The organism is Lyngbya sp. CCY1209 (assembly GCF_035615495.1).
In the GTDB taxonomy this organism is placed as follows: Bacteria; Cyanobacteriota; Cyanobacteriia; order Cyanobacteriales; family Microcoleaceae; genus Limnospira.
Genome location: NZ_JAJENU010000352.1, coordinates 1 through 13,343 on the forward strand (window position 1 = coordinate 1; position 13,343 = coordinate 13,343).

10 protein-coding genes and 1 pseudogene are annotated in these 13,343 nt (G+C 53.0%); 7 read left to right on the forward strand and 4 right to left on the reverse strand.

The genetic code is table 11. The annotated features are described in order from the left end of the window. Window positions 1-97 precede the first annotated feature (97 nt). Complete coding sequence (locus LKE08_RS09725) at window positions 98-3,097, forward strand: FAD-binding and (Fe-S)-binding domain-containing protein (RefSeq protein WP_324704022.1); 3,000 nt, start codon at window positions 98-100, stop codon at window positions 3,095-3,097. Window positions 3,098-3,152: 55 nt separating this feature from the next. Here the strand turns inward: LKE08_RS09725 and LKE08_RS09730 are convergent, their stop codons facing one another. Then, complete coding sequence (locus LKE08_RS09730) at window positions 3,153-4,442, reverse strand: RNA ligase family protein (protein WP_324704023.1); 1,290 nt, start codon at window positions 4,440-4,442, stop codon at window positions 3,153-3,155. Window positions 4,443-4,585: 143 nt separating this feature from the next. Between LKE08_RS09730 and LKE08_RS09735 the strand changes: the two genes are divergently transcribed. The 4 genes from LKE08_RS09735 to clpP all read left to right on the forward strand — a co-directional run bounded on the left by LKE08_RS09735 (window position 4,586) and on the right by clpP (window position 7,593). Next, window positions 4,586-5,701, forward strand: a complete 1,116-nt coding sequence (locus tag LKE08_RS09735) for a heparan-alpha-glucosaminide N-acetyltransferase domain-containing protein (protein ID WP_324704024.1) — start codon at window positions 4,586-4,588, stop codon at window positions 5,699-5,701. A gap of 154 nt (window positions 5,702-5,855) precedes the next feature. After that, window positions 5,856-6,131 carry a hypothetical protein gene (locus LKE08_RS09740; RefSeq protein ID WP_324704025.1) on the forward strand — a complete coding sequence of 92 codons (276 nt, stop codon included), beginning with the start codon at window positions 5,856-5,858 and terminating at the stop codon, window positions 6,129-6,131. Between the two features lie 155 nt (window positions 6,132-6,286). After that, window positions 6,287-6,688, forward strand: a complete 402-nt coding sequence (locus tag LKE08_RS09745; protein ID WP_324704026.1) for a retropepsin-like aspartic protease — start codon at window positions 6,287-6,289, stop codon at window positions 6,686-6,688. 302 nt (window positions 6,689-6,990) lie between these two features. Next, window positions 6,991-7,593 carry an ATP-dependent Clp endopeptidase proteolytic subunit ClpP gene (clpP, locus tag LKE08_RS09750; protein ID WP_324704027.1) on the forward strand — a complete coding sequence of 201 codons (603 nt, stop codon included), beginning with the start codon at window positions 6,991-6,993 and terminating at the stop codon, window positions 7,591-7,593. A gap of 27 nt (window positions 7,594-7,620) precedes the next feature. Here clpP and LKE08_RS09755 read toward each other — a convergent pair whose 3' ends face one another. Then, on the reverse strand, window positions 7,621-8,415 hold the full coding sequence (locus LKE08_RS09755; RefSeq protein ID WP_324704028.1) for a hypothetical protein: 795 nt from the start codon (window positions 8,413-8,415) through the stop codon (window positions 7,621-7,623). Window positions 8,416-8,709: 294 nt separating this feature from the next. Beyond that, window positions 8,710-9,084, reverse strand: coding sequence for a hypothetical protein (locus LKE08_RS09760; protein WP_324704029.1), 375 nt, complete (start codon window positions 9,082-9,084; stop codon window positions 8,710-8,712). Window positions 9,085-9,234: 150 nt separating this feature from the next. On the opposite strand from LKE08_RS09760, the gene LKE08_RS09765 reads away from it, so the two are divergent. Together LKE08_RS09765 and LKE08_RS09770 are read left to right on the forward strand one after the other, a co-directional pair. After that, window positions 9,235-11,529 (forward strand): ribonuclease R family protein, encoded by a 2,295-nt coding sequence (locus LKE08_RS09765; RefSeq protein ID WP_324704030.1) that lies wholly within the window; start codon window positions 9,235-9,237, stop codon window positions 11,527-11,529. 292 nt (window positions 11,530-11,821) lie between these two features. Then, window positions 11,822-11,926 (forward strand): annotated as a pseudogene (locus tag LKE08_RS09770) (DUF2887 domain-containing protein); the annotation flags it as partial. A 150-nt stretch (window positions 11,927-12,076) separates the two neighbouring features. Here LKE08_RS09770 and LKE08_RS09775 read toward each other — a convergent pair. Further along, on the reverse strand, window positions 12,077-13,186 hold the full coding sequence (locus LKE08_RS09775) for an endonuclease/exonuclease/phosphatase family protein (RefSeq protein ID WP_324704031.1): 1,110 nt from the start codon (window positions 13,184-13,186) through the stop codon (window positions 12,077-12,079). Window positions 13,187-13,343: the final 157 nt, after the last annotated feature.

Sequence of the window (13,343 nt, forward strand, 5' to 3'; positions counted from 1 at the left end):
CCCCAAACCCCCAATACTGGGGGCTTTGAGTCAATCAATTTTTCACTCATCATTTCACACTGCTATATCAATCGGAATTGCGATCGCCCAGTAGCCTATGATTCCCCCCCTGATACCCGAAGAAACCCCAACCCCGGACTATCTCGATTTTTTATATCAACTCGAAAAAACCCCCTTTTCCGGAGACATTCGTGGCGACTTCGCCACCCGCCTCGTCACCGCCACGGACAACAGCATTTATCAAATCCTCCCCAAAGGTGTCGTCTACCCCAAAACCCCCGCAGATCTCGTTTCCCTGTTCAAACTCGCCCGCCAAAATCGCTACAAAAACATCACCTTTTCTCCCCGAGGAGGCGGGACGGGAACCAACGGACAATCCCTCTCCCCCGGCATTATTATCGACTGTTCCAAACACATGAACCGCATCCTAGAAATTAATATAGAAGAAGGATGGGTTCGCGTTCAACCGGGGGTAGTTTTAGACCAACTCAACGCCATTTTACAACCCCACGGCGTCTTTTTTGCCCCCTCCCTCGCCCCCAGCAACCGGGCGACAATCGGGGGGATGATCAATACGGATGCCTGCGGAAAAGGATCGCGAATTTACGGGCGAACCAGCCAGCATATTTTGGCGTTAAATTGGGTGTTGCCGGACGGAACCGAAGGCTGTTCTAAACCCGTCGATCGCGATACGTTAAATCACCTCAAACGGCAACCCGGACGGGTGGGCAAAATTTACGATCGCGTCGATCGCATCCTCGCCGAAAACCGAGATAAAATCGCCGAAGTCTTCCCGAAAATGACCCGATTCATGACGGGTTACAATTTGGCGAAAGTCTACTCAGAGGATAACCGAACCTTCAACCTCAATTACTTGTTGACGGGTTCAGAAGGAACCCTGGGAATGATAACCGAAGCGAAACTGAAACTCACCCCCATTCCCCAAGCCAAAAAACTGCTGGTTATCCACTATCAAAGTTTCGAGGATGCCTTGCGGGACGCGATGAATTTGTTGGAGTCGGAACCGGCGGCGATCGAAACCATCGACGAGACGATTTTAAACTTGGCGAAAGGGGATGAAATCTACCACGATATCAAAGATTTTATCCCCGAAATCGGGACGATCAATTTGGTCGAGTTCGTCGGAGAAACCCCGGAAGCGATTGATACCAAAATTGACGCAATTTGTGATAAAATAAATAAGGGTATGGAAGGCGTAACGGGCTATTACCTCGCCCGAGATAGCCGGGAAATTGGCAACCTGTGGAAACTGCGGAGTAAGGGTGCAGGACTGCTGGGAAATCAACCCGGAAGCCGCAAACCGATCCCCTTTATTGAAGATACTGCCGTCCCCCCCGTCAACCTCGCCGACTACATCCGAGAATTTCGGGATTTACTGGCAGAATATAACCTACAATATGGAATGTACGGCCATGTGGATGTCGGCTGTCTTCACGTCCGTCCGGCGTTGGATCTGAAGCGTCCCCAGGACGAGGCGTTGGTGAGGGAATTGTCCGATCGCGTCGTGGCTTTAGTCCGCAAATATGGCGGCGTGATGTGGGGGGAACACGGCAAGGGTTTTCGCAGCGAATATACCCCGGAATTTTTCGGCGAAGAACTCTATCACGCCTTGCGACAAATCAAAGCAATTTTCGATCCCGACAACCGACTCAACCCCGGAAAAATTGTCACCCCCATCGACAGCAACGATACCGTTGTCAAACTGGAATCTCCCCTGCGGGGACACTTCGATCGCCAAGTCAATTCGGGCGATCGCACCACCTACGAAGGCGCCTTCAACTGCAACGGAAACGGCGCCTGTTTCAACTTCGATCCCGATGACGTAATGTGTCCGTCCTACCGCATTACCCGCGATCGCATCCACTCTCCAAAAGGGCGATCGAGTCTGCTGCGGGAGTGGCTGCGGCAACTCTCCAACAGCCAAACCGAAAACCCGGAAACCCCCGCTCCTCCGGCGATCCGGTTCTGGAATACGGTCAAGAAATGGCGGGGAGATCCGGACTATTCCCACCAAGTATATGAAGGAATGCAGGGCTGTCTGTCCTGCAAAGCCTGCGCGAGTCAGTGTCCGATCCATGTCGATATTCCCGACATGAAATCCAAGTTTCTGAACCTCTACCACACCCGCTATTTCCGACCCCTCCGAGACTATTTTATCGCAAATATTGAAATCCTGTCAAGCTGGCAATCGATAAATCCGAAACTCGTCAATACTTTGACACAAAATAGCATCGCCAAAACCGCGACCAAAACCCTGTTAAACATGGTCGATCCCCCCGTCGCCAGTTTCCCCACCCTCCGCGAAGGATTGCGGGAGAGAAGCGTTCCCGAGTGGGATCGCGATCGCCTGTCTCGTTTGACAGATACCGAAAAACAAAATAGTATAATCTTGTTGCAGGATGCCTTCACCAGCTTTTACGAATCCCCACTGGTTTTAGATACCTACGATTTTCTAAACCGACTCGGATACACCGTCTACATCCCGCCCTTTTTCCCCAGCGGCAAACCCCTCCACGTCAAAGGATTTTTGCGAGAATTTGACGCGATCGCCCGCCAAAATGCCCCCATTCTCCGCCAGTTGGGGAAACTCGGACTTCCGATAGTCGGAATCGAACCCAGCATCGTCCTCACCTACCGGGACGAATACCCCAAAACCCTCGGTTATTCCGAACCGCTACCGAAAATTAAACTACTGCAAGAATTTTTACTCGAACGGTGCGATCGCCTCCCGCAATTTTCCCCGACGGAACCCTATTTTCTATTCGGACACTGTACCGAAAAAACGGCGGTTCTCGATTCTCAATCCCAGTGGCGGCAGATATTTGAAAAAATGGGATTAGATTTACACCCGATTTCCACGGGTTGCTGCGGGATGGCGGGAATTTACGGCCACGAAGCCGAACACTACGACAATTCAAAAGGCATTTATAACATGAGTTGGAGCCGAAAGATAGCCGAAATTTCCAATCATCAACAAATCTTGGCGACGGGTTACTCCTGCCGATCGCAAGTCAAACGCTGCGGAGAATTTACACCCCAACACCCCATCCAAGCCTTGCTAAAAATGATGAATTGAACCCAATTATTAGCCCTCCCCTTTGCAAGGGGAGGGTTGGGTGGGGTTGATATCGCTACCCTAAATCTTGCACTTTCTCTTTATACCATGTTCGAGCCACATTCGTGATAGATTTGCTGACATCTTTCCATTGCAATTGATTGCTTTCCAATTCCGCCACACTTTCTTTCTGAATATCGGTGACAATCCATTTCAAAAAATTTCCCATGTGTTTCATGTCGAGTTCTCCTCCACAGGCTTCTGTGATGGCTTGTTCCAGACGTAAATTTGTGACAAATAACTTCACAAAGTCCTCTATACTTTGAGCAACTTCCGGATCGATTTGCACGGATTTTTTTGTCTTTACAACTTGATGTTGTTCGCCTTTGGCTTTGAAGAGGAGGTCTGCATAAGCAATATTTTCGATCCGCGTATCGCTTTTAGGATACAGAACGACACCTTCTCCCAATCCTTCAATGCCAAAATTTTCCTTGACCCAAGGATCGCATTGTTCCACGTCTGAAACCATTTGATTGAGTCGATCGCTGGCTGCTTTTAATTGTTCGCGATCGCCAAAATCCAAGACAATGGGTTCCCCCACAAAGGGCAGCACGAAAATATCGGGATGGGGAGCGATCGCGGCACAAATTCGATCCGGATCGACTTCTAACCGTGCTTTTTTACCCTCTATTCCCCCATATTGTAAGGCGAAGACCGCGAAAATCTTGCGATCGATTTTGGAAATTGAGGCGCGTTTTTGTATCCCTTTTCCACACCATTCACCAAATATCGTCAGATGCTCGTCACCCGCAATTTGGGAAAAAAAATCGATCTGGCTTGTTACCCAATCGGCAAATCCAGCATTATCATTTTTTGCATTAATGATTTGCGATCGACTTTGAGCGGCAATGCGTCCGTCAGTAAAAATTTGAATTCCCCCGTTCGTCCCGTCCAGTTTAATTTTGGCTCGATAAGTCACTTTGGGTGCTTTGCCAACTATTTCTAAACTGCGTCGAACGTTATACAACAGCTCGATACTCGGCCATTGTTGCAATGAAATAGATTGTTCAAGATTTTTCTGACAGTAGCGATCGCTCAAATCAGAACCGACAGGTGCGACAATTTTTCCCAGTGCCATCCCCCAGGACTGAATCCCCCGTAATTTTGTCGGCTTGATTTTCGTCCCATCTTTTAATACGGAATTGTTTAAAGCGATCGCCACAATATCGCCAACTTCATAAACATTTTCGAGGTTGGCGACAATCTGAATTTCCTCATAACCCGGGGCGATCGCGCCGTAAACGCGCAAGGAATCTGCATTCGGGTGTTGTTCCGCTTTTTTGACTTCCATTGCGATGACAGGCATTGTACACCTCCTGACGCTGTACGAAGTTTGTAGTAATATTGTAACATACAAAATGTAGTATGTCAATCTCCGGGCATTTCTTTGTCGGAAAAGAGCCACAAATCGACTAATCTGGATAATGATACTTTTGCCACGACCCAACCATGCGTCTGATCTCGCTCGATGTGTTTCGGGGAATCGCGATCGCCGCGATGATTCTCGTCAACAACCCCGGCAGTTGGAATTCCATGTACCCCGTCCTGCAACACGCCAAATGGCACGGTTTGACCCCCACCGATTTGGTATTCCCCAGCTTTCTATTTATCGTCGGGGTGGCGATCGCATTTTCCCTCTCGAAATATGTCAAAGAAAACCGCCCCCCCGGAGAACCCGTCCCGCGATCGCTTTACATCCGGATTTTGCGGCGGTGTCTGCTGCTATTTTTATTGGGATTACTGATGAATGGATTTCCCAACTATGACCTAGAAACCCTCCGCATTATGGGCGTATTGCAACGAATTTCAGTTGCCTACGGATTGGCCGCGATCGCCGTTTTGAACCTGTCCCGGCGGTGGCTGTGGGGCATTTCCATCCTCATTTTGATAGGTTATTGGGCCGCCATGACCCTAATTCCCGTCCCCGGTTACGGCGCCGGAGATCTCTCCCCCGAGGGCAATTTCGCCGCCTTTTTAGACCGGATAATTTTGGGGGCGGATCACCTTTGGCGGGGCGGTCCCTACGACCCCGAAGGACTGTTCAGCACCCTTCCCGCCACCGTCACCGTCCTGGCGGGTTATGTCGCCGGCGACTGGTTGAAAACCCAACCCCGCAAGCCGCGAACCGCCCTCAATTTACTCATATTTGGTTTAATTTCATTAGTTGTCGGCTCCCTTTGGAACCCGTTATTTCCCATCAATAAAGCCCTGTGGACGAGCTCCTATGTGGTGGCGACGGCGGGTTGGGTGTTGCTGTTATTGGCGGCCTGTTATTGGGCGATCGAAATCAAAAATTGGCAACGGTGGGGCAAGCCCTTTGAAATGATGGGAATGAATCCGATTTTCCTGTTTGTGGCTTCGGGATTTGTCGCCCGATTTCTGATTTATACCCCCGTCGGCGAAGGGCCGGATGCCCCCAATTTGAAAACCTGGATTTACGAAACATGGTTCGTTTCTCTCGCCGGACCGCTGAACGGATCGCTATTATTTGCGGTGGCGACAGTCGTTTTTTGGTGGGCGATCGCATTTATCATGTACCGACGCGGCTGGTTTCTCAAAGTTTAGTCAGAGGGCGAGGTGCGTTCCTCTTACAACTCCCGCCACTTTGGTAGCACAGGCATCTTGCCTGTGCTATCCTATAAAATGTCAACCCGTAGACTTTACATTCCATTTCTTAACACGGCTCAATCTGACGGTCATTCAACCAACTCATAAAATCATGGATTCTGAAACCGAACACAATCGAAAAACTCTGGAAGTTTCGAGCGATCGCGTCTTAAAATTTGAAGAAATTTGCAAACTTTATCCGAAGGAGTGGGTGCTGATTGCCGACCCAAAGACTAACGATAATTTCGACCTCATCGAGGGAAAATTGTTGGCTCACTCTCCCGACCGGGATGCGATCGATGAGGCGATGTTTGAGTTTAACCATGTTCCTTGTGTGGCGATCGAATATACCGGGCCTGTGCCGGACGATTACGCAGTTATGTTTTGATATCAGATCCGGTTTTGTCACCGCACAAATGACCCAATCATCTTCCAATAATTTGGGCGAGTCGGGGCGAAAAATTTTTCGCCCCTGCCGAGAGTTTATTTCCAACAAATCCGGATTTTCAATTGTTTTCTGACTCAATAACCGGGCTTGATGTAATGTCTGATAGAATTTATCGGCTTTATAGATACGGCAATTTGCTGATTTTGAGGGGTGTTATCGGTAACAATGAAAAGATCAAACAAGTTAGGTTATTATTGGATACCGGGTCGAGTTATACTGTATTGCGAACGAGTATCTTGACAGCAATCAGTGGTGAAGTTAGCGATCGCCAGGAGAGAATAACGACACCTCAAGGAATGATGACAGCACCCGTCATTATTGCCCCTTGGTTTAGCTGTTTGGGTCAGCGTGTTGAATGCTTCCCAATTGTCGCTCATGACTTGCCATCGGGAGCATTTTTTGATGGTTTGCTGGGCATGGATTTTCTGACCCGTTTTGATTTTGATATCATTATTTCACTGAGAGAAGGTTTGGTGCGCTATCGCCAGGAAGAATAGGTGCGATCGCCACTCCGGCAACTCGATTAAAAATCCAGGTAAAAATAAATGAATATAGCGTTTCTCAAGCTGATGAGGTACAATTGAGGTTTAAAAGTCCCTTTTTAAGGGGATCGATACGAATCTATAGCAGTGTGAAATGATTCGTGAAAATTTGAGCGGCTCAAAGCCCCCAGTATTGGGGGTTTGGGGGCCAGAAGATTTTCACATGACTCCCGATTGCTATAGCACGCGACATCGGGAACCCAACCGCCGAGAACCGCGATAAAATCAAAAAATGTTAAGTCAGTTGAGCAGGTTATATGATTCCAACCGTTATCGAACAATCGGGCCGTGGGGAACGCGCCTTTGACATTTACTCCCGACTGTTGCGCGATCGCATCGTGTTTCTCGGGGGCCAAGTCAACTCCGACCTGGCCAACCTGATCGTGGCTCAACTCCTGTTTTTGGATGCGGAAGACCCCGAAAAAGATATCTACCTCTACGTCAACTCCCCCGGCGGCGGCGTCAACGCCGGTTTGGGAATCTTCGACACCATGAACCACATCCGCCCCGACGTCTGCACTGTCTGTCTGGGACTCGCGGCCAGCATGGGTGCCTTCCTGCTCAGTGCCGGGGCCAAGGGCAAGCGTTACAGCCTCCCCCACTCCCGGATCATGATCCACCAACCCCTCGGCGGCGCCCAGGGACAGGCGACGGATATCGAGATCCAGGCCAAAGAGATCCTCTATCTGAAAAAGCAGTTGAACGAAAACCTCGCCGCCCACACGGGACAACCCCTGTCCCGCATCGAAGAGGATACGGAGCGCGATTTCTTCATGTCCGCCCAAGATGCGGTGAATTACGGCCTCATCGATCAGGTCATCAACCGCCGTCCTTCGGCCTCCAACCCCGTCGAGAATTGATAATTGACAATTGATAATTGATCATTATCAATTTCTCGATCCCGACTCCCGACTCCCTCCCTGTGGAGGGGTGTCGAGGGATTCGAGGTAGTGGAGGAAATCGAGCAATTCTTCCTCGCTGAGGTGACTGCGGGATACCTTCCCGTAAGTGTTCAGGAGATATTCCCGTCCCTGCTTTGTCGTCCAGCCGAGCCGCTTCAAATGGATATCCGTTTTGGCGATATCCGAAGACAAATCGGGAGATTCGATCGCCCCCAGACTCGTCTTTTTGGGAGGTTTGGGAGTCGGCGGTGGCGGGGAGAATTCTTCCGGCATGGGATAGCTTTCGGAGTAGCGTTCCGGGGCGGTTTCCACTTCGTTTTCGTGGCCGGGGAGGGGGGGAAGGGAGGTTTTTCGCCCGCCGCCGGCTGCCTCCGAAGGTTGGGGCTTCTTGAGATAGGTAGCCGAAAGCCAGTCGTCGGAGGGCATGGGCGGGGGTTCGGCGGGTTCGGTTTCAGCCCTCGGTGTCGATTCCTCGGCCAAGGCCGGCGGGGGCGGACTCCACTCTTCCCGGTGCCCCTCCGGCGGAGCCGATGTCGTCTCAAATTTGGGCAAATCCGCCTTGGGAAAATCCGCAACAGCCCCCATGCCCAACGCCTGCAGCGCCCGCTCCCTGGCTCGGTCCTCAGCTTCCTCCAGGGTTTCCGCCGTCGCCAATCCCGAAGCCAACGTCACCCCGCCCGATTGAACCAAAACGCGGACGATAAACTGGCCGTCCCGGATGACGAGCAATTCCGAGACCAGTCCCCCGGTGGGATAGCGGGCTCTAAATTGAGCAAGCATAATCTGTCCTAAACTTACGATATACTAAATTCAAATGTGGTCGCCTACGCAGCCCGTCTGCCACTTGAACCCTTTTTCACCCTGCGGTCTGAGCCCATGACATCGGGCATCTGCGCTGGACTGACAAGAGGAGATGCCGTGCAGGTTTGAACTCCCACCCCGGGCATTTTCTCCGCAGAGGTTGCCGATCGCTCTCAATTGTATCACTGTCTTTGGGAGCCGATGGGTGTCGGGAGGGAAGGAAACAACCGGAGTGTCTGTTGGCGTTTGGAATCCGGACTCGAATCTCCAACTTCAGGTGGCCGGAGGGGTCAAAACCATTGCGATCGCGAATTCCCGCCCCCGGGCGTGACAATCTGGCGGTTCCGTCGGGAACCCATCTTTGCGGACCCAAACGGGCGCGCGGACTCCCCGCCATCCCAGTCGTCGGTGGCGGCCGAGCCCGCTCCCCGTTTGACGCGAACTTCGAGTTCGGTTCGCCCCGGCCCGACATCCGCCGATTCCGAGCGCCGTCCGCCCGACCACTTCAACGGTACTGAGGCCGGATTCGAGGTGGAACCCGACAATCCCGACCCGCCGTCCGGACGCGGGACGGGGGAGGTGAGTCGTCGGAAACGGGCCGCAACCGACCGTGGCGGGAGTCGCGTCCGACCCAACTATAGTGCTCAAGCGAGGGGAGTCGGTATTAGGGAGTCGGGAGTCGGAATTGGAAATCGCTTTTCTCTCAGGGTTTCAAAATTTCTGCCCCGCTCCCAACTGTTAATACACTCGCTTCTCATTGCTATATCCCTATCGAGATAACGAAGGAAAAATCGCTGCATGGAATTTTCAATCGCTACACTGTTAGCCAATTTCACGGAAGACAAATTAGTGGCTCCCAAGGCACTGGAAAAAAAACTGACCTCCGATGAGGAGAGTCTGCGAAAATTTCAGATTGCCATCGATGCCCTGGAGCGGATCGGCATCTTGGAAAAAGACAAGGGCCGCTACCGGCGATCGGATCAGGAGGGCATCGTCGAAGCCAAACTGCGCTGTTCGAGTAAAGGGTTCTGCTTCGCCATCCAAGACGCCGAAGGTGCCGAAGATGTCTACATCCGGGAAAGCCACCTGAGCACCGCCTGGAACGGCGATCGCGTCCTGGTGAAAATCATCAAAGAAGGCTCCCGCCGGCGCTCCCCGGAAGGCGAAGTTTACCTAATTTTGGAGCGGGCCAACCCCTCGGTTTTAGCCCGGGTCAAACAGACCAAAAAAGGTTATCGCGCCCTCCCCCTCGACGATCGCCTGCTGTTTGAAATGAACCTGGTCAACCCCCCCGAAGAACTCGCCGGCGCCGTCGATCACCTCGTCCACGTCGAAGTGGTCCGCTACCCCATCGGCATCCACCGCCCCGTGGGCCGGGTGGTGCAGGTCCTCGGTTCCGATGCCGAAGAGGCCGAAGACTTGGATATCGTCTGCTGCAAGCACGATTTGCCGCGATCGTTTTCTAAAAATGTCCAACAGGAGGCCGAAGCCCTCCTCGCCGTCACCCTGAAACCGGCGGACTTCAAAAACCGCCTCGACCTGCGGAACAAACCGACCCTCTCCTTCCTCCCCGACCTGGGCAACCCCGAGTTTTCCGTCCTCAAGGAAGAGGACCGGCCGGCTCGGTACAGCATCGACCACGCCCTCAGCCTGGAACAGACCAAATCCGGCAACTGGAAATTGGCCATCCACGTCGCCGACGCCGCCCACTACGTCACCCCGGACACGGCCCTCGATCGCGAAGCCCGACGCCGGGGAATTGCGATCTATCTGGCGGATAAATTCATCCCCATTTTGCCCCCCTCCCTGAGCTGCGATCGCATCTCCCTCGTCCCCGGAGAAGACCGCCTCGCCCTCTCCATCCTGATCGACCTCGGCCCCACCGGGCAAATTTTGCAATACGAAATCCAGCCCAGCGTCGTCCGCGTCGATCAACAACTCACCTACCGGGAGGCCCAGAGCATCTTCGACGGCGACTCCTCCGAACCCAACGCCCTCCTCGAAGACCTCCTGGAAGTGAGTCGGGCCGCGCGGCAGATGCGGGAAGCCCGAGGCGCCTTCGAGCTCAACCTCCCCGACACCCACTGTCACTTCAACGACGAGGGGGAACTCGGGCCGATGATCTCCGGCAACAAGTTGACGGCCCAGGCGATGATGTCCGAACTGCTGGTCCTGGCCAACCAGGTGGTCGCCACCCAACTGCAATCCCTCGGCGTCCCCGCCATTTTTCGGGTGCAACCGGCTCCCGACCCCGCCGACGTCGCCGAGTTGGTGAAACTCTCCACCCATCTGGGGTGCGAACTCTATTTGGAGGACGAGGAAGACGTGCAACCCCTCGACTTCCGCAATTTCACCGAAGACCTGAAAAACTCCCGGGCCGAACGGGTGCTGACCTACCTGTTGGAAGACAGCCTCAAGCCCCCGGTTTACAGCACCGCGCCCAAATTCCACTTCGGCTTGGCACTGCCGGCTTACACTCACTGCACCTCGCCGATTTCCCGCTATTCGGACCTGCAGATGTGCCGGGTTCTGAAGGCCGTATTTGAAGAGGGCCGCGATCGCCGTTCGACGCGATCGAAAGAGCGGGTCAACCTCAACCACTCTTCCTGCGAGGGTAAAATCTCCTGGAACGTCCTCCCCCCCGACCTGCAACACGACCTGGAAAGCCAGTTCGCCCAACTCGTCGTCCACATCAGCGAACGGGAAAGCTCGGCCGCGGACGCGGAAGAGGATTTGGAGGGGTTGAAGAAGACCGGGTTCATGAAGGAACGCACCGGCCAGACGTTTGTCGGTTTAATTACCGGCGTCCAGTCCTACGGCTTCTTCGTGGAAATCGAGGTGGAATCCCCCGGCGGCTCGACCCTGCGGGTGGAAGGGCTCGTGCACGTCTCCTCCCTCAAGGATGACTGGTACGAGTACCGTTCCCGCCAACAGACCCTCGTGGGCCGCAAGAACCGCAACCAGTACCGCCTCGGCGATAACGTCGAAGTCCAGGTCAAGAGCGTGGATTACTACCGCCAACAGATCGATCTGGTCGCCGTGGGTGGCGGCAGCGAGGCGATCGACGATGGCGACGACACCTTCAATTATTAATTGGGATGTCGGGGATAATTGATCATTGTCAATTCATCTTTCTTTTCCCCCGACTCCCAATTTTCATCGATTTTCCCCCGGGCTACGGCGAGGGGGTTTTTCATTGCTGCTAGAAACCGGGTTTCTTCAATTTCAGGAAACTTTTCTAGGGATGGTTGGCTATGCAGCCATTTCTACGATTTTTACTCGAGAAATCCCCATCCGTTTTGGATGGAGGCGATCGCGCCCTTTCAATTCACCGAAATTCAGTCTCAAATTAAAATAGAATATCCCGTCCCCCGTGAAAACCGACGTGAAAACCGACAGGATCTTCTACCGCATTTTCCAACAGTACCCCTGTGGCTTCTTTGGACTGCTCAACTGTCCGACGGAACAGAGCGATCGCTACCCATTCACCATACGGGACTCTGATGGTGCGTCCTCTCTGTGGGGGTGTTGAACAAAAAATCAAGCGTATAGCCATGTTACCCCCACCCTTTCATTCTAGGCGATCGCCCCAAATTTGTCAAGGGTGAAACCGTCAAAAAAATCGTGCCCGACCCCAGGTCTAAAAATTCACGTCAAAATACAATGTCGTGCGGACCGGAAGGTGATCAGCCCCCGTCGAGGACAGGACTCGGGTTTCCCGCGATCGCAACTGGGGAGAATGCCAGATATAATCGATTCTGAATAGGGGAAAATTCAGCTTTCCGGACCAGTTGGGATTAGCCAAACTCAGATCCCAGCCGTGGGGCCAGGTGAAGCCGAACCCGAAGCCGGATTCTCGAAAGCAATCCTTGATTGATCGGGTTAATTTGTGATAGTCTTGGGACGGTTCGGTGAAATTAAAATCCCCGGCCACAATCGTGGGTTGAGTTTCCCGTCGGATGCGCTGGAACAGGTCTTCAATTTGGGCGGTTCGGGCGGCAAATTCGTAGCTGGGGATGCTGAAAAAGGGGCTAATTTTTTGGGGTCGAATCCAGGGGGAAATCGTCTGTATATTATAAAGTACAATATCCTGGCTGTCAACGGTCGCGATCGCTCGCTGTTGGGTTTCCCGCAGCCCCGCCAGATGGAGGGTTCGGTGCGATCGCAGGGGGTATTTGCTGAGGATAGCGGCGGGGGGTTCTCCCACCTGGTAGGGGTGGGTGGTTTTGAGTTTAGGAAAGGCTTTTTTAACGTGGGGGACGACGACCTCTTGTAAAAAGACGAAATCGGGGTCTTCTCGGGCGACAAAATCCACCAGGCGATCGGGGCTGGTTTTGTGCCAACTGGCATTTAAGGTGACCACTTTCAGGGGTCGGGAATTGATGGGGTCAGTAGCCGGAGAGAAGTAGTTAATATGCAGCCACCCCAATAATATCAAACTAGCGATCGCCGAAACGGTGGCGAAGGCGCGATTTTTGAGGATAAAAATGCCCGAGATCGGCAGTAGGAAAATCGGCAGTAAAATGAGGGGTACGAAAATCCCCACCAGTGCCACCGGCCAGAAGGCATCCCAAAACAGCAGTCTCAGCAGCAGGTAAACGGCGACAAAACCCGCGTATCCCCAGGCGATCGCTTTCGGGAGCAATGCCAGCCGGGGACGCAACTTTGAGAACGATCGGGCGATCACAGAGGCCATAATCAATTCGGAGAGGGAGCGGTCAATTTTCCCCACCTCCATTTTAGATCCCATCCCCGATCGTTCCCAGAGTGGGGGCCCTCGGGAGCGATCGGATCTCAAAAGGGCGATCGCACATCCCGGGTCTGGGGTAAACTGTTTCCAGAGGTCGCCGACCCCCAATAAATTTTCAGCCGGGAGCGATCGCCTCAAACCCTCTGATATCAGTCAG